The sequence below is a fragment of the Saccharopolyspora sp. NPDC045941 genome (genome assembly GCF_056431445.1).
Genome location: NZ_JBWKKU010000001.1, coordinates 212,616 through 233,746 on the forward strand (window position 1 = coordinate 212,616; position 21,131 = coordinate 233,746).

A 21,131-nucleotide genomic window follows, 5' to 3' on the forward strand; every position below is an offset into this window, starting at 1 on the left:
AGCGTGGGCCGGGCTCCACGGTCGGCGTGGCGTGAGGCCTGGTTCGCAGGGGAGTGCGAGCCGGGCCCCACAGCCGCGGTGATGTACGACGCACGCCCCGCCGACCACCTCGGGACATCGACTTCCTAGGCTTGGCAGCTATGTCTCGTCGCAGGATCGGGGTCATGGGTGGCACCTTCGATCCCATTCATCACGGACACCTGGTCGCGGCCAGCGAGGTGCAGGCCCAGTTCGGACTGGAACTGGTCGTCTTCGTGCCCACCGGCCAGCCTTGGCAGAAGAGCCACGAGGTGGTCAGCCCCGCCGAGGACCGCTACCTGATGACGGTGATCGCCACCGCGTCAAACCCGCGATTCCTGGTCAGCCGCGTCGACATCGACCGCAGCGGCCCGACCTACACCGCGGACACCCTCACGGATCTGCACCAGCAGTTCCCGGACGCGGAGCTGTACTTCATCACCGGTGCGGACGCGCTGGAGCAGATCCTGTCCTGGCACCGGGTCGAAGAGCTCTTCGACCTGGCGCACTTCATCGGCGTGACCCGGCCCGGCTACTCGCTCAACGGCGCCCACCTGCCCGCGGGGGCGGTGTCGCTGGTGGAGATCCCGGCGATGGCGATCTCGTCGACCGGCTGCCGGGACCGGGTCCGGGCGGGCCTGCCGGTCTGGTACCTGGTCCCGGACGGAATCGTGCAGTACATCACCAAGCGAGGCCTGTACCGGGACGACTCCGGAACGGAGTGGGGACCGGCGTCGCAGTCCTGACCGGCGGCGAGTCCACGTTCCGGAGCCTGTTCGACCAGGTGGGACTTCTGGTGTTCCGGGAGTGACATGCTTCGGACGTGGATGTCGCGGCCCGGTGTTCGTGGAGGCGGGTTCGGCCTGGTGTGGGGCGGGCTGGCTATCCTCTACCCGGCGTGGGTCGCACACCGGACCCACCCGAGAGGAGTGACGTGGCAGCCACCGAGAACGCCCGACGGCTGGCTCTGATCGCGGCGCAGGCCGCGGCGGACAAGAAGGCCACCGACGTGGTCTTGCTCGATGTCTCCGAGCAGCTGGTCATCACCGACTGCTTCCTGATCGCATCCGCGCCCAACGAGCGGCACGTCGAAGCGATCGTCGACGCGGTCGAGGAGAAGCTGCGCGCCGCCGGGTCCAAGCCGGTGCGCCGCGAAGGCGCGCGCGAGGGCCGGTGGGTCCTGCTGGACTTCGTCGACGTCGTGGTGCACGTCCAGCACTCCGACGAGCGCGCCTTCTACCAGCTGGAACGGCTGTGGAAGGACTGCCCGCGGATCGAGTTCGAGGACCAGAGCGCGCCCGCCGAGGCGGACTCGCCGGACACCGAATCGTGAGCCTCGACCAGCTGGTGCTCTGGCGGCACGGGGAGACCGACTACAACGCGACGGGCCGCATGCAGGGGCACCTCGACAGCTCGCTGACCGAGACCGGTCAGGAGCAGGCCCGGCGCGCGGCGCCGGCGATCGCCCGGTTCGCCCCGGACGCCGCGCTCAGCTCCGACCTGAACCGGGCCCGCACGACGGCGGCCGCGTTCGTCGAGGTCAGCGGGGCTTCGGTGCGGCTGGAAAAGCGGCTGCGCGAGACGCACCTCGGGGAGTGGCAGGGGCTCAGCGTCGCGGAGGTCGAGCAGGACTGGCCTGGGGCTTTGAGCACGTGGCGAGCGGACCCGACGTGGGCGCCGCCGGGCGGCGAGTCCCGCGTCGAGGTGGCCGAGCGCGCGCTGGAGGTCGTCGAGGAGCTCGACGGGAAGCCGCACGGCTCCGCGTTGCTGTGCGCGCACGGCGGGCTGATCACCGCGCTGACCGCCAAGCTGGTCGGCCTGCCGCTGGACCTGTGGCCGGGTCTGGGCGGCATCGGCAACTGCCACTGGGTCGTGCTGAAGCGGCGCGGCGGCGATGACGGTCGCTGGCGGCTGGTCGCTTTCAACGCCGGGGTCGAGGGCTGATCGCGTTCTGCCCGTGACGTCGTAGGGTTGCGGCGTGCCCATTGCAGTCGTCACCGATTCGACGGCGTACCTACCTGCGGGATACGCCGCGCAGTACGCGGTGCGGACCGTTCCGTTGCACGTCAGCGTGGATGGGGCCGCCGCGATCGACGAGTCGGATTTCGGTCCCGGCGATCTCGCGCGCGCTTTCGACCGCAAGCACCGGGTCACCACTGCTGGTGCGACGCCGCAGGAACTGGCGCAGGCATATCAGGACGCGTTGGACGGCGGCGCCGACGGCGTGGTCGCGGTGCACCTGTCGCGGCAGTTGTCGGGCACCTGGGACGCGGCGCGGCTGGCCGCGCGCGAGGTCGACCCCGAGCGGGTCCGGGTCGTCGATTCCCGGTCCACCGCCATGGGGCTGGGTTTTTCGGTGCTCGCGGCCGCCGAGGCGGCGAAGTCGGGTGCCGTGCTGACCGAGGTGGAGCGCGTCGCGGCTTCGACCGCCGAGCGCACGACGACGTTGTTCTCCGTGCAGACCTTGGAATACCTGCGGCGTGGTGGGCGGATCGGGACCGCTGCGGCGGTGTTGGGCACCGCGTTGGCCATAAAGCCGCTGTTGCACGTGCACGACGGTCGCATCGACGCGTTGGAGAAGGTGCGCACGACCACCCGGGCGATGGCCCGGTTGCTGGAGATTTCGTTGCGCACGGCGGATTCTCGGGCCGCGATCGCAGTGCACCACCTGGCCGCGCCGGAGCGCGCCGAGCGGCTCGCCGGTCAGATCCGCGCCGAGCTCGGTGATTCGGTGGATTGCGTCGTTTCGGAGGTGGGCGCGGTGATCGGCGCGCACATCGGGCCGGGCGCGGTGGGTGTCGTGGTGCTCCCGAACGGGTGGCGTTCGGACGCCTGAAAACCTTTCGACTGGCGGATTCCACACCTTCGAGCTGAATCCGTCGCCGATCTGATCCACAGTGGTCTTATCTACGAAAAATAAAGCTGCGGAACGACTTTCGTCTGCTCTACCGTCGACCGCATGTTTGACATCCGGAGTTTTCGTTCCAGTGCAGACGAATTCGAAGAACTAGACCCGCGAAGCAGGCTGCAGACCCTGCAGCGGCATGCGTCCCGTGATGATCCGGCGGAGCGCGCCGGTCCGAACTACTCGGCGCCGCCACCGGATACCGGATCCGGCTCACCTTGGCGGCGGCTGGCCGAGAGGTGGCTACCCGAGCCCTTGCTGAGGTCCAGAGTGGACCCCGGTCGAATCGGTGTGCTCGCGCTCGCCCTGGCGTCCTTGGTGGTGCTGGTCTGCATCGTGGCCGTGACGTGGGCCGGTCAGCCCACGGCGGAACCCGCGCCGCCGCCGATCGTGCCGCCGCCGGCCCCGGTCACGACGGCGGCGCCGCCGGAGCTCGTGGTCAGCGTCGTCGGCCGGGTGACTCGCCCGGGCCTGGTCACCGTGCCGCCGGGCGCCCGGGTGGCCGACGCCGTCGCGTCGGCCGGGGGCCCACTGCCGGACACGGACCTGACGGGTCTCAACCTGGCCCGCCGGCTGACCGACGGCGAGCAGCTCTACGTCGCCGTGCCGGGGGCGCCGCAGCCCGGACAACCCGGCGGCGACGGGAAGGTCGATCTGAACATCGCGACGGAGGACGAACTCGATGAACTACCAGGCATCGGCGAGGTCACCGCCAAGCGGATCGTGCAGTGGCGGGCCGAACACGGCCGCTTCGACTCGGTGGAGCAGCTGAAGGAGGTCGGCGGGATCGGCGAAACCCGGTTCGACCGGTTGCGGGAGGTGGTGCGGGTGTGATCGCGAGGCTCGACCTGCGCCTGGTCCCGGCCGCGCTCGCGGTCTGGGCCGTGACGTTGACCGGATTGCTGGCGGGCTGGGTTCCGGCCGCGGTCGTGGCGCTGCTCGCCCTGCTGGCCGCGCCGCTGGTGTGGAAGGCGGTACGCGCCCGGCCGGTCGCCAGGGGCGCCCTCGTGGTCCTGCTGCTGGCGGGCGTTGCCGCCACCGGGATCGCGGTTCGCGTCCACGCCGTTGAGCACCATCCGGTGCGGCTGGCCGCCGGACACGGCGAACGGGCGACGCTGCGAGTCACGTTGACGAGCGCGCCGACCCCGTTGCGCGGCGCGTCCTTCGGAGCCCGGCGAGCGGCGGACAGGTCGTTGGTCCGCGCCGAGTTGCAGGCAGGCGAGTTGGCCGGGCGTCGGGTGCGGGCAGGCGGCGCGGTGGTGCTGCTTGTCCCGACCGAGCAGTGGCGGAACCTCATTGCCGGACAACAGGTAACGGCGACCGGCAAGGTCTCCCCGCCGCGTGCCGGTGAGCTCACGGTCGCGGCTTTCCAGGTGTTCGGCCCACCGGCCGACGTCGCGGCCGCGCCGGGCTGGCAGCGCGTCGCGGAGGACTTGCGGGACGGCCTGCGGCGGGTCTCGGCCGACGTGCTCGGCCCGGCCGCCGCGGGGCTGCTGCCGGGGTTGGTGGTCGGCGACACCGGTCGGCTGCCGCCGGAGGTGGAGCAGAACTTCGAGACCGCCGGGCTGTCCCACCTGACGGCGGTTTCGGGCGCCAACCTCGCGATCGTGTGCGGCGCGGTGCTGGTGCTGCTGCACCTGGTCGGCGCGGGGCCGGTCATGTCGGCCGTGGGTGCGGGCGCGGCGCTCGTCGGGTTCGTCATCCTGGCCGGACCGGAACCGAGCGTGTTGCGCGCGGCGGTGATGGGCGCGATCACGTTGCTCGCATTGGTGCTGGGCAGGCAGCGGTCGGCGTTGCCGGCGCTGTCCGCGAGCGTGATCGGCTTGCTGCTGCTCCTGCCCGACCTGGCGACCAGCGCGGGGTTCGCGCTGTCGGTCGCGGCGACCGCCGGGCTGGTGCTGCTGGCGCCGGTGTGGTCGTCGTCGCTGCGGGCGAGGGGAGTGCCGGTCGGGTTGGCCGAAGCGATCGCCGTGCCGCTGGCGGCGCACGTCGTCACGGCTCCGTTGATCGCGGCGCTCTCCGGCGAGGTCAGCCTGGTGGCGGTACCGGCGAACGTGCTGGCCGGGCCCGTCGTCGCACCGGCGACGGTGTTCGGCGTCCTGGCCACCGTGGTGGCGCCGGTATCGGCCTGGTCGGCCGGCGTGTTCGGCCGGCTGGCGGCGCCGGAGCTGGAGTGGATCATCCTGGTCGCCGAGCGGGCGGCGGCGGTTCCCGGCGCGGCGTTCGACTGGCCATCGGGCACCGTGGGCGGGATCGCGCTCGCGGTGATCGCGGCGGTCGGGCTGATCGCCTTGCGCGGCAAGCGGATTCGCCTGGTGGTCGCGGTGGGGCTGCTGCTCGTGGTGCTGGTCGTGGTGCCGGTGCGCACCGTGCTGCCGGGCTGGCCGGTGCCGGGCTGGAGCATGGTCGCGTGCGATGTCGGCCAGGGCGACGGGCTGGTGCTGGCCACCGGTCGCCCGGACGAGGCGGTGGTGGTCGACGCCGGGCCGGATCCGCAACGGGCCGCGGAATGCCTGCGGCGGCTCGGGATTCGCCGGATCCCGCTGGCGGTGCTCACCCACCTGCACGCCGATCACGTGAGCGGGCTCGCCGCGCTGATGGGGAAGATCCCCGTCGACGCGGTCGCGATCGGCCCGCTGCGGCAGCCGGCGTGGGCGATGGACGACGTCGAGAGGGATGCCCGCGCGCACCGGGTTCCGGTCGTGCCGCTGTTGTCCGGGCAGCGCGCGGTCTGGCCGGGGCTCGTCCTGGACGTGCTCGGCCCGGACCCGGTGCTGGCCCGCACGCAGTCGGCCGACGACGCCAACGACGCGTCGATCGTGCTGCTGGCGACCACCCCGGCCGGCCGGGTCCTGCTCACCGGCGACGTCGAACTGCCCGGGCAGGGGCGGCTGGTGTCTTCCGGTGCGGATCTCCGGGCCGATGTGCTCAAGGTCCCGCACCACGGATCCCGTTACACCGCACCGCGTTTCCTGCAAGCAGTGCGCCCGAGGCTGGCCGTGATCAGCGTCGGCGCCGGCAACACCTACGGGCACCCCAGCCCGTTCATCGTCGACAACCTCGCCCGTGCGGGCACGAAAGTGCTGCGCACCGACCAGGAAGGAGATATCGCGATCCTGCCCGGCCCGCAGGGCCCCCGCTACGTAGCCCGGGGCGACCCGCTGCGCGCAGGCGAGCCATAGGACGAGGCGACCCGAGCGTCCGCTGTCGTCCCTTGTGGACGAAAGCGCGGCGCCACCGCCGTGCGGTGACGCCGCGCCCTCGAATCAGGTCGTCTGGTCGGCTCAGAGGCCGAGCGCCTGGTTGACCGCTTCGGTGGTCGGCGCGACGGTGGCCTTCGGGCCGATCTGGTCCTGCACCGCGTCCAGGGTCTTCAGGCCATCACCGGTGATCAGCAGCACGGTCTCGGCATCCGGGTCGATCTTGCCCGCCTCGATGAGCTTCTTCGCCGTGGCCACGGTGACCCCACCGGCCGTCTCGGCGAAGATGCCCTCGGTGCGCGCCAGCAGCCGGATGCCGTCGCGGACCTCGTCGTCGGTGACGTCCTCGATGGCGCCGCCGGTCTTGCGCACGATGTCGAGCACGTAGGGGCCGTCGGCGGGAGCGCCGATGGCCAGCGACCGGGCGATGGTGTCCGGCCGCACCGGCTGGACCACGTCGTGGCCGTTCTTGTACGCCGTCGACACCGGGGAGCAGCCGGTGGCCTGCGCGCCGAAGATCCGCACCGGGCTCGGCTCCACCAGGCCGACCTGGCCGAGCTCGTTGAATCCCTTGTAGACCTTGGTCAGCTGCGAGCCGGAGGCGATCGGCACCACGATCTGCTCGGGGATGCGCCAGCCGAGCTGCTCGGCGACCTCGAAGGCGAGCGTCTTCGAGCCTTCGGAGTAGTAGGGCCGGACGTTGACGTTGACGAACGCCCAGTCCTCGTGCTCGGCGGCGAGCTCGGTGGCCAGCCGGTTCACGTCGTCGTAGTTGCCGTCGACGGCCAGCAGCGAACCGTCGTAGACCGCGCTCATCAGGATCTTGGCGCGCTCCAGGGTCTTGGGCACCAGCACCACCGAGTCCCAGCCGGCGCGGGCCGCGGCTGCGGCCACCGCGTTGGCGAGGTTGCCGGTGGAGGGGCAGGCCAGCACCTTGAAGCCGAATTCGCGGGCGGCGGCCAGCGCCACCGCGACGACGCGGTCCTTGAAGGAGTGGGTCGGGTTGCCGGTGTCGTCCTTGATCCAGATCCGCTTGACGCCCAACGCCTTCGCGAGGTTGTCGGCCCGGATCAGCCGGGTACAGCCCGGGTCGGTGTTCGGGTGCTCCTCGACGTTGGAGGGAACCGGGAGCAGCTGCTTGTAGCGCCAGATGGAACGCGGGCCGGCCTCGATGTCCTCGCGGCGGATCCGGCCGAAGTCGTACGCGACCTCGAGCGGGGAGAAATCTTCCAAGGAGACGAATTCCGGGGCCAGCGGCTGCCGGTGGCCCTCTTCCTTGGACACCAGTTCGACGGCATTGCCCAGGTCGTAGGTCTTCTTCGCCGAATTCTGGGCATGGGCGGCAGCGGTCATCGCGAGGTCCTCTCCTCATCTGTCCCGCGGACGGGTCGGAATTGGCACCGCTTTCGTCAGAGACCTCGCGGGTGAAATCACGATTCGCTGACGAACGGTTGCCGGGGCTTCATCGGGCCGTTCCCTCTGCCCCTCTGGATGAGCTATTCGGTTGTGCCGGCAACGCTAGTGGACCGCGCCGGGTTCTGGCCAGCACGATCCAGATGGCGGGACAGTCGCGGGTGCGTGCGACGATGCGTGCATGAGCGCACCGGCCGTGGTCCCCGATCCGCTGCATCTGGTTATCGGAGACGAAGAACTGCTGGTGGAACGCGCGCTGTGGGCGGCCGTCGGAGCGGCCCGCGCCGTGGACCCGGAGGCCGAGCTGCGCCGGGTGAAGGTGAGTGAGCTCACTCCTCCGGAGTTGGCGGAGCTGCTCAGCCCGTCGTTGTTCGCCGAGGGCCGGGTGCTGGCCGTGGAGTCCGCGCAGGACGCGGGCAAGGAGATCGCCGAAGCGCTGCTGACGTACGCCCGGCAGCCGGCGGACGGCGTCACGCTCGTCGTCGTGCACACCGGTGGCGGCCGGTCGAAGCACGCCAAGGAACTGCCCAATGCGCTGCGCAAACTCGGCGCGCGCGTCACCGAGTGCAACAAGATCACCAAGCCCGCGGAGCGGGAGGCGTTCGTCCGCGACGAGGTGCGCCGGGCCGGCGGGAAGACCGATGCGGCCGGCGTGGCCGCGCTGATCGAATCGGTCGGTTCGGACCTGCGCGAGCTGTCGGCCGCGGCGACGCAGCTGGTCGCCGACACCGGCGGCAAGGTCGACGAGACGGCGGTGCGCCGCTACCACCGCGGGCGCGCGGAGGTGACCGGGTTCGCGGTCGCGGAGAAGGCGGTGACCGGTGATCGGGCGGCGGCGCTGGAGGCCTTGCGGTGGGCCGTGCAGCTCGGCGTTCCGCACGTGCTGATCGCCGATGCCCTCGCCGATTCGGTGCGCACCATCGGCCGGGTCGCCGCAGCGGGCGGCCGGAACGATCCGTTCCGGCTGGCGGGCGAGCTCGGCATGCCCGCGTGGAAGGTGAAGAAGGCGCTGGCGCAGTCCCGCGGCTGGAACGCATCGAGCCTCGCGCAAGCGCTGCAGGCGGTCGCGGAGGTCAACGCCGGGGTCAAGGGCATGGCCGCTGACGCCACCTACGCCCTGGAGCGGACCGTCCTCCGGCTCGTGGAGCTCCGCAACCAGCGTTCGTGACCCGCGCTTTCCCGTGAATGCAAACGGCCCCCTCCCCGTGGCGGGAAGGGGGCCGGAAGCTCGGCCTCAGCTCAGAGCTGGTTGGCGCGCTGCGCCAGCGCGGACTTCTTGTTCGCGGCCTGGTTCTTGTGGATGACGCCCTTGCTGGCGGCCTTGTCCAGCGCGCGGCTGGCGGCCTGCTGCAGCTCGATGGCCTTGTCCTTCTCGCCGGCGTCAGCGGCCTCGCGGAACTTGCGGATGGCGGTCTTGACCGCGGACTTCACGGCCTTGTTCCGCTGCCGGGCCAGCTCGTTGGTCTTGATCCGCTTCATCTGGGACTTGATGTTGGCCACTGTGGCGCCTCTTCTCAGTCTGTTGCATCGATCGTGCCGCGCTGTTGTCGGCGCTGCCCCAGGGCAGATTTCCTCCACGGCGGAATGCCGCACGGCACGGTCGTCCATGTTAACAGCGGCCACCTGCGCCGATGGTGGCGGGCGGGACCGGGCGACGGCGGTCACATCGGCTCGGATCCCGCGCCTGCGGACCATAGGGTCACTCTTCGTGCTCGATGCGTTGAACTGGCCCGGATTCGCGGAACTTTCCCTGGCCGGGCTGTTGTTCCTCTGCTGCGCCGCGTTCCTGGCCGGGGCGGTCGACGCCATCGTGGGCGGCGGCGGCCTGATCCAGCTGCCCGCGATGCTGCTGCTCCTGCCCGGCGGCGAGGTGATCTACTCGCTGGCCACGAACAAGGTGGCGGCGATCGCCGGGACAGCGGCCGCCGCCCGGACGTACGCGAAGCGGACGCCGATCGACTGGCAGGCCGCGCTGTCGATGGCGATCGTCGCCCTGCTCGGGTCGCTGGGCGGAGCCGTCCTGGCCGATGCGCTTCCGTCGCAGGTCCTCAACGTCATCGTGCTGGTCGCGTTGGCCGTCGTCGGCATCTACACCTGGCGCAAGCCCGAGCTGGGTTCGTCCGATGCGCCGCGCTTCGAGCGGCGCGCGCAGCTGCTCGTGATGCTCGCCGGCGGCGCCCTGATCGGCTTCTGGGACGGCATCGCGGGGCCCGGCACCGGCTCGTTCCTGGTGTTCCTGCTCGTCGGCCTGGTCGGTTTCGCGTTCGTCACGGCATCGGCGACGGCGAAGGTCGTCAACGTCGCCACGAACATCGGCGCGCTCGCGTTCTTCGTCCCGGCGGGCAAGGTGCTGTGGGGCCTGGCGCTGGTGATGGCCGCGAGCAACATGGCGGGCAGCGTCCTCGGCGCGATGGTCGCCGCGAAGCGCGGATCCGGATTCGTGCGGCGGGTTTTCCTGACGGTGGTCGTCGGGCTCGTCATCAGCCTCGGCTGGAAGCTCGCCGCGGGCGTGTAGACGCGGGAATCGGACGGAGTAATATCAACGCCTGGTTGTGCCTAGGGTTCCGCTCCCGCTCCGCTGCAGGTCACCACAACTAGGAGCGCGGGGGACCGGTCCGAGCGGCACCGGCGATCGCGGAAGGAGTGCGGTCGCACATCTGACGGGACAAAAGCCTGGAGGAACCCGGATGCCGCGCGCCCGCGTGGCACGGAGAGGGTTCCCATGGGCCTGGCCGCCGTTCTCCTCGTCGTCACCGCCGCGTTCGCGCACGCGGGGTGGAACTTCTTCGCCAAGCGCGCCGGGTCGGCCGGCACCGGGTTCGTGTGGCTGACCGCGACGTGCAGCGCCGTGCTGTACCTGCCGGTGGCTGCGGGATCGCTGTTCTGGACCGGGATGCCCGTGCTGGGCGACTGGCTGCTGGGCGTGCTGGTCAGCGCGGTCGTGCACCTGGCGTACTTCCTGCTGCTGCAGCGCGGCTACGCGGTCGGCGACATGTCGGTGGTGTACCCGCTGGCCCGCGGCACTGGCCCGATGCTGGCGATGATCATCGCGGTGGTGGTCCTGGGGGAGCGCCCGGGCTGGCTCGGGGTGCTCGGCGGGCTGCTGGTGGTCGCCGGGGTGTTCGTGATCGGCCTGTCCGACGGTGTACCGCGTTCCGGCGCGAGCCTGGCGGGCGTCGGTTTCGGCCTGCTGACCGGCTCGCTGATCGCGATCTACACGGTGTGGGACGCGCACGCGGTGACGGGCCTGGCGCTGTCTCCGCTGGTGTTCGACTGGACGAGCAACTTCGCCCGCTCGGTGATGCTCAGCCCTTACGCGGCGACCCGGCGGACCCAGATCGCACGCACGTGGCGGGAGCACCGCCGCGAGATCCTGGCGGTGGCGTTGCTGTCGCCGCTGGCGTACATCCTCGTCCTGTTCGCGATGCAGCTCGCCCCGGTGAGCCTGGTGGCCCCGGCCCGGGAGCTGAGCATCGTCCTGGCGGGCCTGCTGGCCTGGCGGCTCCTGGGCGAAGCCCAGCCGACGCGCCGGATGACGGGTGCCGTGGTGGTCCTGGCCGGGGTTGTGCTCCTCGGCATCGCCTGATGGCCCCGGTTGCTCGGCGGCCATCGGTCCGCGCGGGTAGAAACGGGGCATGGAGGTCTTGAACAGCCGATTGATCCTCCGGCCGCGGGATTGGCAGCGGTCGTTGCGGTTCTACCGCGATGTGCTCGGGCTGGCCGTCTCGCGGGAGTTCCCCGGTGGCACGGTTTTCTTCCTGGGGCAGGGTTTTCTGGAGATCTCCGGCGCGGGCGGACCGGGGCCGAGCCCGGATCAGGTGCTCTGGTTGCAGGTGCGGGACGTGCGGGCGGAGTTCGAGCGGCTCCGGGGCCGTGGCGTGACGGTCCTGGCGGAGCCGGCGCGGCAGCCGTGGGGCCTCGACGAGGGCTGGGTAGCCGATCCGGACGGGATGCGCATCGTGCTGGTCGAAATCCCGGCCGATCACCCGATCCGGACCGACGTCCGCGACCCTGCCCCGGAGTGATCGCCGGCACTCATCGGCGGCCCTATTCCGGCCGGAGGGCCCGGGTTTGGGCCTGGGTGGTGCCGTGGTCCGGTTGCCAGGCCCAGGTCTGAACGTCGGCGAAGCCCGCCGCCTGGACGTCGGAGTGGAGGCCGGCCCGGCCGCCGGGCAGCCAGCGCTCGTGGGTCGACAGCAGCAGGACGCCGCCGGGCCGGAGCACGCGGTGCAGCTCGGCGAGCGCTGCGGCGCGATCCGGCCACAGCTGGACGTTGTTCACGCTCAGCGCCACGTCGAACGCGGCGTCCGGCTGCCCGGTCGCTTCGGCGGTGCCGTCCTCGACGGCGACGTTGGGCAGCTCCGCGCACCGGCGGCAGGACGCCTGCCGCATGGGTGCCGACGGCTCGACCGCGACCACCCGCGCCGCACGCTCGCCTGCCGCTCGCAGTCCCACGCCGGGCCCGGGCCCGATCACCAGGACATCTTCCGCGCCGGTCAGCTTGGCCAACCGCACCACCTGGTGCTCGGCCGCCGCGTTGCCGCGCGCCATCAGCGCGCCGCCCGCGGCACCCAGCAGACCGCGCGGGTGACCGAACGCACGATCCAGGGCGAAACCGGCGAAATGACCCATAGGACCAGCTCAGCAGCCCGGAGCCGGTGCTCGCATCGGGGATGACCCGGAGTTGGACGCCGAGTACCAGGTGTGTCATGGGACGATGGGGTGAACCCCGCACCAGTCGACATCCGCGAGGAACACTGAGTGAGCAGTTTCGCCGACACCACGTTCACGCCCCCGGAGCGAATCCGGAACTTCTGCATCATTGCGCACATCGACCACGGCAAGTCGACGCTGGCCGACCGCATGCTGCAGCTGACCGGTGTGCTGGAGGAGCGCGCGTACCGGGCGCAGTACCTCGACCGGATGGACATCGAGCGGGAGCGCGGCATCACGATCAAGGCGCAGAACGTGCGCCTGCCGTGGACCTCCGACGGCGTCGACCACGTGCTGCACATGATCGACACCCCCGGTCACGTCGACTTCACCTACGAGGTCAGCCGGTCGCTGGCGGCCTGCGAGGGCGCGGTGCTGTTGGTCGACGCCGCGCAGGGCATCGAGGCGCAGACGCTGGCGAACCTGTACCTCGCGATGGAGCACGACCTGCAGATCATCCCCGTGCTCAACAAGATCGACCTGCCGGCCGCCGAGCCCGACAAGTACGCCGCCGAGCTGGCGCACATCATCGGCTGCGAGCCGGAGGACGTGCTGCGGGTGTCGGCGAAGACCGGTGAGGGCGTCGGGTCGGTGCTCGACGAGGTGGTGCGGCAGATCCCGGCGCCTCAGGGCGTCTCCGACGCGCCGCCGCGCGCGATGATCTTCGACTCGGTCTACGACACCTACCGCGGCGTGGTGACCTACATCCGGGTGGTCGACGGCAGGATCACCCCGCGGCAGCGGATCCGGATGATGTCCACCGGCGCGACCCACGAGCTGCTGGAAGTCGGCATCATCTCGCCGGAGCCGAAGCCGTCCGGGGGCCTCGGCGTCGGCGAGGTCGGCTACCTGATCACCGGGGTGAAGGACGTCCGCCAGTCCAAGGTCGGTGACACGATCACCGCCGAGCGCAAGGGCGCGGAGGAGCCGCTCAGCGGCTACCGCGAGCCGAAGCCGATGGTGTACTCCGGGCTCTACCCGGTGGACGGCACGGACTACCCGCTGCTGCGCGAGGCGCTGGACAAGCTGCAGCTCAACGACGCCGCTCTGACCTACGAGCCCGAGACCTCCGGGGCGCTGGGCTTCGGTTTCCGCTGCGGTTTCCTCGGTCTGCTCCACCTGGAGATCACCCGGGACCGGCTGGAGCGCGAGTTCAACCTGAACCTGATCTCCACGGCGCCGAACGTGGTCTACCACGTGGAGATGGAGGACGGGTCGGAGCTGGTGGTGACCAACCCGTCCGACTGGCCCGAGGGCAAGATCAAGGACGTCCTGGAGCCGGTCGCCAAGTGCACGATCATCGCGCCGTCGGAGTTCGTGGGCACGATCATGGAGCTGTGCCAGAGCCGGCGCGGGCAGCTGTCCGGGATGGACTACCTGTCGGAGAGCCGGGTCGAGCTGCGCTACTCGCTGCCGCTCGCGGAGATCGTGTTCGACTTCTTCGACCAGCTGAAGTCGCGGACCCGCGGCTATGCCTCGATGGACTACGAGGAGTCGGGCATGCAGGCGTCGAACCTGGTGAAGGTCGACATCCTGCTGCAGGGCGAGCCGGTGGACGCGTTCAGCGCGATCGTGCACCGCGACGCCGCCTACGCCTACGGCACGAAGATGGCCTCGAAGCTGCGCGAGCTGATCCCGCGGCAGCAGTTCGAGGTGCCGATCCAGGCGGCGATCGGGTCGCGGATCATCGCCCGCGAGACGATCCGCGCGATCCGCAAGGACGTGCTCGCCAAGTGCTACGGCGGTGACATCAGCCGGAAGCGCAAGCTGCTGGAGAAGCAGAAGGAAGGCAAGAAGCGGATGAAGACCATCGGCCGCGTCGAGGTCCCGCAGGAAGCCTTCGTGGCTGCGCTGTCCACCGACGAGGCCAAGGACGACAAGGCCAAGGGCAAGAAGTAGCTCAGGGCACCGCCAGCGGGCGGAGCGGGGCGAGGCGGCGGTCCGTTCGACGTTGGTTCCGCGCCGCAGCGTTTCGGCGAAACCGCGGTCGGCCATCACCCGAGTGGTGATGGCCTTGTCGTACGGCACGTCGATGACGTTGGCGAAGTGCAGCCGGGTCGCGGTCGGCCAGCACCCGTGTGCCGAACCGTTCGGCGACCGAGGGGTAGTCCCGCGTTGCGATCGCAGCGGTTCGGCCCGCGCTCGCCGGATGAGACAGCCATCTTCCACGAGGTGGATCGAGAACCGGTCTGACTGCCACTGATGCCGCGCTGACCAGGAATGATGCCGGGATCTTGCGATCCGGGACACATCCGCAGCGCTGGGGTTCAGGTGTGCGCCCACTAGCATGCGGTGTGGAAAGCCTTGTGGGGTTGGTGGTTTCCGATGCTCCGCGCCCGGTTCGCTGGTACGGCGTCGAAATTGTGGGAGGTAGGGCGTGCAGATGTCGCGTGATCGGTTGCCGATTCCGGATCCCGAGCCGCCGTCCGCGACCGCGTTCGACGTGCGCGATCAACGCCCGGCGTTCGCGCCGCGGCAGCCGCTGCGCCCACCGGAGGGCGCGCCGAACGTCGTGGTGGTGCTCATCGACGACATGGGTTTCGGCGCACCGAGCGCCTTCGGCGGGCCGTGCCAGATGCCGACCGCGGACCGGTTGGCCGACGGCGGCCTGCGTTACAGCCGGTTCCACGTCACCGCGATCTGCTCGCCGACCCGCCAGGCGCTGCTGACCGGCCGCAACCACCATTCGGTCGGGATGGGCGTCACGACCGAGATGGCCAGCGCCGCGCCCGGCTACTGCGGCATCCGGCCGTTGAGTGCCGCGACGATCGGTCAGGTCTTGCAGGGCAACGGCTACAACACGGCGGCCTTCGGCAAGTGGCACCAGACGCCTGCGCGAGACGTGAGCGCCGCCGGGCCGTTCGACCGGTGGCCGACCGGTGAGGGCTTCGAGAAGTTCTACGGTTTCCTGTGCGCTGAGATGAACCACTGGTATCCGGTGCTGTTCGACGGCACGAATCCGGTGGAGCCCGCGCGCGGGCCGGAGGACGGCTACCACCTGTCCGAGGACCTCGTCGATCAGGCCATCGATTGGGTGCGCAACCAGCGGGCCCTCAAACCGGACAGCCCGTTCTTCGCCTACCTGCCGTTCGGTGCCACGCACGCGCCCTACCACGTGCCGAAGGAGTTCCGGGAGCGCTACCGGGGGAAGTTCGACCACGGCTGGGATGCGCAGCGCGAGATCACCCTGCGGCGGCAGAAGGAACTCGGTGTGGTGCCGCGGGACGCGGAGCTGGCGCCGTGGGCCGAGGGCGTGCCGCATTGGGACGAGCTGTCGGACTCCGAGCGGTGCGCGGCGGCTTCGCTGATGGAGCTCTACGCGGGTTTCGCGGAGCACACGGATGTCCAGGTCGGACGGTTCGTCGACGCCTTGCAGCAGTTGGGTGAGCTGGACAACACGCTTTTCGTCTACATCCTCGGGGACAACGGTGCCTCGGCCGAGGGCGGTCTGGGCGGGACTCTCAACGAGCACCGCTTCGCCAGCGGCATCCCGGACAGCGCCGAGTTCATCAATTCGCAGGATGCGGCGCTGGGTGATGCGACCACGCACGCGCACTACCCGGTCGGCTGGGCGTTGGCGATGAACACGCCATACCAGTGGACGAAGCAGGTCGCATCGCACTTCGGCGGGATCCGGGACGGGATGATCGTGCACTGGCCGGTCGGGATCGCCGAGCGGGGCGGGATCCGGAACCAGTTCCACCACGTGATCGACGTCGTTCCCACCATCCTGGAGGCGGCGGGGCTGCCGCACCCGGTCGAGGTCAACGGCATTGCGCAGCAGCCCATCGAGGGCACCAGCATGCTCTACAGCTTCAACGACGCGGATGCGCCGGGCCGGCATCGGGTGCAGTACTTCGAGATGGTCGGCAACCGCGGCATCTACCGCGACGGTTGGATGGCGGTGACCAGGCACGGCACCCCGTGGGTGATGGTGCAGGACGGTGCGCGCCGCTCGTTCGACGACGACCGGTGGGAGCTCTACGACACCAACGTGGACTGGACGCAGGCCCGCGACCTGGCGGCAGAGCATCCGGAGACGCTGCGGGAACTCCAGCAGTTGTTCCTGATCGAGGCGGCGAAGCACAACGTGCTGCCGCTGGACGATCGGATGACCGAGCGGGAGAACCCGTTGGAGGCCGGGCGGTTGGATCTGATGGGCGAGCGCCGCTCGATCACCTTCCACGCGGGAGCCGGGCGGTTGACGGAGGAGACGGCGCCGAACGTCAAGAACCGCTCGCACGAACTGACCGCCCTGGTCGAGGTTCCCGCCGACGGCGCGGAGGGCGTGCTGGTGGCGCAGGGCGGCAGGTTCGGGGGGTGGTCGTTCTACTTCCACGAGGGCAGGCCCTGCTACGCCTACAACTACTTCGGGCTGACGGTGCACCGGGTGCGGGCGCCGCGGTCGGTGCCCGCCGGGGAACACGAGGTCCGGCTGCGGTTCGACTACGACGGTGGCGGTGTCGGCAACGGGGGTACGGCGGTGTTGTCGGTCGATGGTGACGAGGTCGCCGCCGGGCGGATCGATGCGACGATCCCGTACTACTTCGCGTTCGACGAGACCTTCGACATCGGGGTAGACCGCGCCTCGCCGGTGACCGACGACTACGCGGCCGTCGACAACCGGTTCACCGGCCGACTGCACAGCCTGCGCGTCGACCTAGGCGTCGACCAGCACTCCGACCTCGTCGCCGAGCACGCGTTCCGAGCCGCGCACGAGTAGTCGATATGGGCGCTGGTTGCGGCCGGTTGAGCATGGGAACCCCAACGCGCTCGCCGGTGCTCGTGGCCGGTGGGTCAAGAAGTAGCGCGATGCCCCCGGCGTCGGCCGGGGGCATCGTGGTCACGCCGTCCGCAGGTCGTGGCCGTCCAGCCAGGACGCGACTGCGGTGGCGATCGCTTCGGGGTGGTCCTCCGGGGTGTGGTGACCGGCGACGAGTTCGCGGTGGGCGATGTCGAGGTTGGCGATGTTGGCCGCGCACCAGTCGATGAGCTGCGGGGTCATCATCGTTCCCGGTCCGGGTTCGAAGGTGAGCATCAACTTGGGCACGTCCGCGCTGGTCGCCAGCCACTCGTCGTAATCGCGGACCCTGGCGGTGACGTCGGCCGGCTCTCCGCCCAGCGGCATCGCGCGCGTCCAGCGCAGCAGCGGCAGGCGGCTGTCGCGGGTGGCGTAGGGCTTGCGGTAGGCATCGAGGGTCTCGGCGTCGAGCCGGGTGGCGACGGTGCCCTGCAGCCCGTCGAAGAGGTCGCCGTCCAGAACCATCTCCTCGCCGACGCCCGCAGTTTTGAACGAGCGGAAGAGTTCGCGGCCGGCTGCCGGGAACTCCTGCCAGGACATCGGTTTCACGATCGTCTCGGTGAACGCGACGCCACGGGCCCGGCCGGGATGTCGGGCGGCCCAGTCGAAGGCGAGTGCGCCGCCCCAATCGTGTCCGATTAGGACGACGGCGTCGAGGTCCAGCGCATCGAACCACGCGTCCAGGTAGCGGGCGTGGTCGTCGAAGGTGTAGTCGATGCCGGGCTTGCCCGAGTCGCCCATGCCGATCAGGTCCGGCGCCAGCCGCCGGCCGGGATCGCCCACGGCCGGCAGGACTCGCCGCCACAGGTATGACGAGGTGGGGTTGCCGTGCAGGAAGACGATCGGCACGCCGGTGCCGGTCTCCCGGTAGAACATGGTCGAGTCGAGAACGCGTGCGACAGGCAAGGTGTTGGCTCCGTTGCGGTTCAGATCGTGTTGGTCGCGGTCACTCGAAGGCCGCGATGTTGTTCGCCGCCCACTCGGCGAAGGCGCGGGCAGGCCGGCCGAGGATCCGCTCGACGTCGGGGCTGACCTGCTGCAAGGAACCCGGCGTGCCCAGGATGTCGAGGGTGCTGTCGACGACCGGTTCGGGCATGGAGCGGATCATCTGGGCTTTGGCTTCCGCCCGGGTCTGCTCGACGAACCGCACCGGCTCGCCCAGCGCCTCGCCGATCGCCGCGGCCTGCTGCCGGGGAGTGATCGGCGCCGGCCCGGTCAGGGCGTATGAGTGGCCGGCGTGGCGGGCGCCGCGCAGTGCGATGGCGGCGATCTCGGCGATGTCGCCCGGGTGGACGGCGGGCAGCCCGACATCGCCGAACGGTGCGGCGATCGCTCGCCGCGCGCGGACCGTTTCGGCCCATTGGAAGGCGTTGGAGGCGAAGTTCCCCGGCCGCAGCAAGGTCCATTCCAGGCCCGACCGCTTGACCGCGTCCTCGAACACCGGCGGGTGGTGCCCGGTGCTGACGCCCTGCGATGACAGCAGCACGACCCGCCGAACACCGCCGGCCCGCGCTACGTCCAGGACGGTGTCGAGGCTGCCACCGGCTCCGGCGAAATCGCCGGAGGTCAGCAGGAAGAGGGCAGTGGCCCCATCGACGGCGGCTTTGAGTTTCGCCGGATCCGCCAGGTCGGCCTGCTGGTGTCGCACGCCCGCCGGCACGTCCTGGGCGGAGATCCGCCGGGACACCGCCGTCACTTCCTCGCCCGCCGCGACGAGGGATTGCACCAGCGGCCGCCCGACGTTCCCGGTCGCTCCGGTCACCACGATCATTTCGTGCTCCGTTTCCGAGTTCCTGCGTTGACTCGGCGAAGCTACTATCGGTGGGCTAGTAGGTACCTAGAAGAAAGTATTGGACGAGAGGGGGAAATGTGCGGGAGGACACACGTTGGCGCGATGGCGGAGAGGTCGCTCCGGAGAACGCCTGCCCGATCGCGCCGGTGGTCGACATCGTCTTCAGCCGGTGGACCACGCCGATCCTGTGGGCGCTCCACGAGTACGGCCGCCAGCGGTTCGTTGAACTGCAACGCCGGATCACCTCGATCACTCCCAAGGTGCTGACCCAGCGGCTCCGCGCCCTGGAGCGGGACGGCCTCGTCGTACGCAGCTACTACGCCGAGGTCCCGCCGCGGGTGGAGTACGAGATCAGCGACCTCGGGCGCAGCCTGGCGCCGCTTTTCGCCGCGCTCGCGGAATGGTCGGTCAACCTGAACGAGGTCGAGCGGGCCCGCCAGGACTACGACGTCAGGAAGCAGATCCGCGCGTGATCCGAAGGCCGGCTACGGCTTCGCGGCAACGGCGTCGTCGCTTGCCGCTTCGCTGAGCGGAATCGGCCTGAGCAGGGCGAGCCGGCTGGCGGTGCGTGCGACGTCGGTGCCGTCCGCCAGCGTTCCGGCGATGCTGTGATCGGCCAGCACGTGCGTGGTGATGTCCTTGTCGCACAACACGTCCACGACGTTGGCGAAGCGCTGGCGGGCGTCCGGTCCGCAGTCGGCGAGCCTGGGCACGCCGCTGATCACCCAGGTGTCGAACCGCTCGGCGAGGGCGAGGTAGTCCCGCGTCGAGGTGGGCGTCGCGCAGAGCTCGTGGAAGTCGAACCACACCAGCCGGTTCCGCACGGCCAGTGCGCGGAGGTTCCGGCCGTTGATGACCAGCGTGTCCTGCTCCTCGCTGCCCGGCGGCGGGAATTCGTTCCCCGGCCATTGCCAGGTGCCTTCGGCGAAGCGCCCTTGCCGGTTGGTGGTCCGGTAGTCGGTGGGGCCCGCGAGCGCGATGACTTCCTGGTGCGCCTCGATGAGCTCGATGGCGGGTAGGAACAGGTGGTGGTACAGCGGGTTGGGCAGCAGCCCGGCCGGCGGGTAGTTCGACGTCGTCACGAGCGTGACGCGGCGCGCGTGCAGGGCGCGCAGCAGGTGGGTGATCAGCCCCGCGTCGCCGGGATCGTGCACGTGGAACTCGTCGAAGCACACCAGTCGGCATCCTTCGAGTAGCTCGGCCACCGCCGAGTCCACGGCGCTCGATCCGCTCGACGCGCGGTGCCGGGCGGCGGTGCGGTGCAGCCGGTCGAAGAAGTCGTGGAAGTGCACGCGCAGTTTGCCGCGGACGGGTGCTTCGGCGAAGAAGGTGTTCACCAGGAAGCTCTTGCCGCGCCCCACCGGCCCGTGCAGGTAGAGCCCGCGCGGCCGGTGGAAGTGCTTCCGCAGCTCAGTGCCGAGCGCGGCGAGCTCGTCGGCAACCGGTCGTTGCGCTTCGTCAAGTTCGAAGCCTTGCTGCGCGGCCGCCAGGTCGAAGCGCGCACGCAGTGTTCCGGCTCGGTCGGTCAACTTCCCTCCCCGTGACTCTGCAAACGTAGAGGCTCTATGGATGTAGAGTACGGGTGATGTCGGGGAGGGTGGGCGATGTGTGAGCAGGACCGCCGAACGCGCATCGCGGATGCGGCGATCGAGATCGTCGCGGAGCAGGGAGTTCGCGCGTTGACGCACCTCGCCGTCGATGCCCGGTTGGAGCTGCCGCGAGGATCGACGTCGTACTACATGCGGACGAGGCGGGCGCTGCTGGAGGCTGCGGTGGCGCGGCTGGCAGTGCGGGCGAGGGCGGATTTCGACGCGATCGCGGGCCAGCGCTCAGATCGGCCGCCGGATGTTCGCGGCGCGGCCGACCGGATCGCGGTCCAGCTGGACCGGATGCTCGGGCCCCGCCGAAGCGACACGATCGCCCGGTATGCGCTCGTGGCGGAGGTGGCTGCGGCTGCGGAGCTGCACGAGCCGCTCGCGCGGGCGGCGTTCTCCCGTCCGCTGGCCGTCGAGCTGCTGATCGTCTTGGGGGCATCCGATCCGGAGTTCGCCGCCGCCGGTCTGCTCAGTCTGTGCGAGGGGCTGGTGTTCGACCGTGTCATCGGCAGCCGGTCGCTGGATGCCCCGGAGCCCGGCAGTACTGCCAGCGTCGAGGAGCTTTCGCAGGTGGTGCAGGCATACCTGCGCGGCATGCTCGGCGGTTGATGGTCGTCCACATTGGATCTTCGCAGTGCTCGATCGCGGATCAGTTCCGGCCGGCGGCGCGCGGTCTTCAGCCCCGCGCGGGGGA

At 70.4% G+C, this 21,131-nt stretch carries 20 protein-coding genes and 1 riboswitch; of the genes, 14 read left to right on the forward strand and 6 right to left on the reverse strand.

Going from position 1 to position 21,131, the window contains the following annotated elements; translation table 11 throughout:
* Positions 1 to 140: 140 nt before the first annotated feature.
* The 6 genes from nadD (at position 141) to AC07FN_RS00975 (ending at position 6,105) form a co-directional block, all read left to right on the forward strand.
* A complete protein-coding gene (gene nadD / locus AC07FN_RS00950; RefSeq protein ID WP_478393751.1) occupies positions 141 to 764 on the forward strand; it encodes a nicotinate-nucleotide adenylyltransferase in 624 nt (207 codons plus the stop codon).
* 188 nt (positions 765 to 952) lie between these two features.
* On the forward strand, positions 953 to 1,351 hold the full coding sequence (gene rsfS / locus AC07FN_RS00955) for a ribosome silencing factor (protein WP_478393752.1): 399 nt from the start codon (positions 953 to 955) through the stop codon (positions 1,349 to 1,351).
* Positions 1,348 to 1,962: a histidine phosphatase family protein gene (locus AC07FN_RS00960; RefSeq protein WP_478393753.1), complete on the forward strand. Its 615-nt coding sequence runs from the start codon at positions 1,348 to 1,350 to the stop codon at positions 1,960 to 1,962. The genes rsfS and AC07FN_RS00960 overlap by 4 nt, the downstream gene beginning before the upstream one ends.
* Positions 1,963 to 1,996: 34 nt before the next feature.
* A complete protein-coding gene (locus AC07FN_RS00965) occupies positions 1,997 to 2,854 on the forward strand; it encodes a DegV family protein (RefSeq protein ID WP_478393754.1) in 858 nt (285 codons plus the stop codon).
* A gap of 339 nt (positions 2,855 to 3,193) precedes the next feature.
* Positions 3,194 to 3,757, forward strand: a complete 564-nt coding sequence (locus tag AC07FN_RS00970; protein ID WP_478393755.1) for a ComEA family DNA-binding protein — start codon at positions 3,194 to 3,196, stop codon at positions 3,755 to 3,757.
* Positions 3,754 to 6,105 (forward strand): ComEC/Rec2 family competence protein, encoded by a 2,352-nt coding sequence (locus tag AC07FN_RS00975; protein WP_478393756.1) that lies wholly within the window; start codon positions 3,754 to 3,756, stop codon positions 6,103 to 6,105. Before AC07FN_RS00970 ends, AC07FN_RS00975 begins: the two co-directional genes overlap by 4 nt.
* Before the next feature lie 102 nt (positions 6,106 to 6,207).
* Here the strand turns inward: AC07FN_RS00975 and thrC are convergent, their stop codons facing one another.
* The gene (thrC, locus tag AC07FN_RS00980; RefSeq protein WP_132489125.1) at positions 6,208 to 7,476 is read right to left on the reverse strand and encodes a threonine synthase; all 1,269 of its coding nucleotides are present in this window, start codon (positions 7,474 to 7,476) and stop codon (positions 6,208 to 6,210) included.
* Between the two features lie 12 nt (positions 7,477 to 7,488).
* Positions 7,489 to 7,621: riboswitch (SAM riboswitch) on the reverse strand.
* A gap of 96 nt (positions 7,622 to 7,717) precedes the next feature.
* Here thrC and holA point away from each other — a divergent pair.
* Positions 7,718 to 8,704 carry a DNA polymerase III subunit delta gene (gene holA / locus AC07FN_RS00985; protein ID WP_132489123.1) on the forward strand — a complete coding sequence of 329 codons (987 nt, stop codon included), beginning with the start codon at positions 7,718 to 7,720 and terminating at the stop codon, positions 8,702 to 8,704.
* 71 nt (positions 8,705 to 8,775) lie between these two features.
* Here the strand turns inward: holA and rpsT are convergent, their stop codons facing one another.
* Positions 8,776 to 9,036, reverse strand: coding sequence for a 30S ribosomal protein S20 (gene rpsT / locus AC07FN_RS00990; RefSeq protein WP_093271622.1), 261 nt, complete (start codon positions 9,034 to 9,036; stop codon positions 8,776 to 8,778).
* 208 nt (positions 9,037 to 9,244) lie between these two features.
* Here rpsT and AC07FN_RS00995 point away from each other — a divergent pair, with 208 nt between their 5' ends.
* From AC07FN_RS00995 to AC07FN_RS01005, 3 genes are all read left to right on the forward strand, one after another.
* Positions 9,245 to 10,051, forward strand: coding sequence for a TSUP family transporter (locus AC07FN_RS00995; RefSeq protein WP_478393757.1), 807 nt, complete (start codon positions 9,245 to 9,247; stop codon positions 10,049 to 10,051).
* Between the two features lie 207 nt (positions 10,052 to 10,258).
* Complete coding sequence (locus AC07FN_RS01000) at positions 10,259 to 11,122, forward strand: EamA family transporter (RefSeq protein WP_478393758.1); 864 nt, start codon at positions 10,259 to 10,261, stop codon at positions 11,120 to 11,122.
* Positions 11,123 to 11,171: 49 nt separating this feature from the next.
* Positions 11,172 to 11,561 carry a VOC family protein gene (locus AC07FN_RS01005; protein ID WP_478388337.1) on the forward strand — a complete coding sequence of 130 codons (390 nt, stop codon included), beginning with the start codon at positions 11,172 to 11,174 and terminating at the stop codon, positions 11,559 to 11,561.
* A gap of 22 nt (positions 11,562 to 11,583) precedes the next feature.
* Here the strand turns inward: AC07FN_RS01005 and AC07FN_RS01010 are convergent, their stop codons facing one another.
* The gene (locus tag AC07FN_RS01010) at positions 11,584 to 12,168 is read right to left on the reverse strand and encodes a class I SAM-dependent methyltransferase (protein WP_478393759.1); all 585 of its coding nucleotides are present in this window, start codon (positions 12,166 to 12,168) and stop codon (positions 11,584 to 11,586) included.
* A 129-nt stretch (positions 12,169 to 12,297) separates the two neighbouring features.
* Between AC07FN_RS01010 and lepA the strand changes: the two genes are divergently transcribed.
* Together lepA and AC07FN_RS01020 are read left to right on the forward strand one after the other, a co-directional pair.
* Positions 12,298 to 14,148 carry a translation elongation factor 4 gene (gene lepA / locus AC07FN_RS01015; protein WP_478393760.1) on the forward strand — a complete coding sequence of 617 codons (1,851 nt, stop codon included), beginning with the start codon at positions 12,298 to 12,300 and terminating at the stop codon, positions 14,146 to 14,148.
* A gap of 484 nt (positions 14,149 to 14,632) precedes the next feature.
* Positions 14,633 to 16,972 (forward strand): arylsulfatase, encoded by a 2,340-nt coding sequence (locus AC07FN_RS01020; RefSeq protein ID WP_478393761.1) that lies wholly within the window; start codon positions 14,633 to 14,635, stop codon positions 16,970 to 16,972.
* 120 nt (positions 16,973 to 17,092) lie between these two features.
* On the opposite strand, the gene AC07FN_RS01025 is transcribed toward AC07FN_RS01020, so the two are convergent.
* Together AC07FN_RS01025 and AC07FN_RS01030 are read right to left on the reverse strand one after the other, a co-directional pair.
* Positions 17,093 to 17,956 (reverse strand): haloalkane dehalogenase, encoded by an 864-nt coding sequence (locus AC07FN_RS01025; protein ID WP_478393762.1) that lies wholly within the window; start codon positions 17,954 to 17,956, stop codon positions 17,093 to 17,095.
* Between the two features lie 40 nt (positions 17,957 to 17,996).
* On the reverse strand, positions 17,997 to 18,821 hold the full coding sequence (locus AC07FN_RS01030) for an SDR family oxidoreductase (protein WP_478393763.1): 825 nt from the start codon (positions 18,819 to 18,821) through the stop codon (positions 17,997 to 17,999).
* A 98-nt stretch (positions 18,822 to 18,919) separates the two neighbouring features.
* Here AC07FN_RS01030 and AC07FN_RS01035 point away from each other — a divergent pair, with 98 nt between their 5' ends.
* Positions 18,920 to 19,315, forward strand: coding sequence for a winged helix-turn-helix transcriptional regulator (locus AC07FN_RS01035; RefSeq protein ID WP_478393764.1), 396 nt, complete (start codon positions 18,920 to 18,922; stop codon positions 19,313 to 19,315).
* Between the two features lie 12 nt (positions 19,316 to 19,327).
* Here AC07FN_RS01035 and zapE read toward each other — a convergent pair whose 3' ends face one another.
* On the reverse strand, positions 19,328 to 20,371 hold the full coding sequence (gene zapE, locus AC07FN_RS01040; RefSeq protein WP_478393765.1) for a cell division protein ZapE: 1,044 nt from the start codon (positions 20,369 to 20,371) through the stop codon (positions 19,328 to 19,330).
* Between the two features lie 75 nt (positions 20,372 to 20,446).
* On the opposite strand from zapE, the gene AC07FN_RS01045 reads away from it, so the two are divergent.
* The gene (locus tag AC07FN_RS01045; protein WP_478393766.1) at positions 20,447 to 21,046 is read left to right on the forward strand and encodes a TetR/AcrR family transcriptional regulator; all 600 of its coding nucleotides are present in this window, start codon (positions 20,447 to 20,449) and stop codon (positions 21,044 to 21,046) included.
* Positions 21,047 to 21,131 lie beyond the last annotated feature (85 nt).

Bases quoted from the DNA above. Each gene is read 5' to 3' on its own strand.
- nadD (WP_478393751.1), top strand. From the start codon at position 141: ATGTCTCGTCGCAGGATCGGGGTCATGGGTGGCACCTTCGATCCCATT.
- thrC (WP_132489125.1), bottom strand. From the start codon at position 7,476: ATGACCGCTGCCGCCCATGCCCAGAATTCGGCGAAGAAGACCTACGAC.
- holA (WP_132489123.1), top strand. From the start codon at position 7,718: ATGAGCGCACCGGCCGTGGTCCCCGATCCGCTGCATCTGGTTATCGGA.
- AC07FN_RS01000 (WP_478393758.1), top strand. From the start codon at position 10,259: ATGGGCCTGGCCGCCGTTCTCCTCGTCGTCACCGCCGCGTTCGCGCAC.
- AC07FN_RS01005 (WP_478388337.1), top strand. From the start codon at position 11,172: ATGGAGGTCTTGAACAGCCGATTGATCCTCCGGCCGCGGGATTGGCAG.
- AC07FN_RS01010 (WP_478393759.1), bottom strand. From the start codon at position 12,168: ATGGGTCATTTCGCCGGTTTCGCCCTGGATCGTGCGTTCGGTCACCCG.
- AC07FN_RS01020 (WP_478393761.1), top strand. From the start codon at position 14,633: ATGTCGCGTGATCGGTTGCCGATTCCGGATCCCGAGCCGCCGTCCGCG.
- AC07FN_RS01030 (WP_478393763.1), bottom strand. From the start codon at position 18,821: ATGATCGTGGTGACCGGAGCGACCGGGAACGTCGGGCGGCCGCTGGTG.
- AC07FN_RS01045 (WP_478393766.1), top strand. From the start codon at position 20,447: ATGTGTGAGCAGGACCGCCGAACGCGCATCGCGGATGCGGCGATCGAG.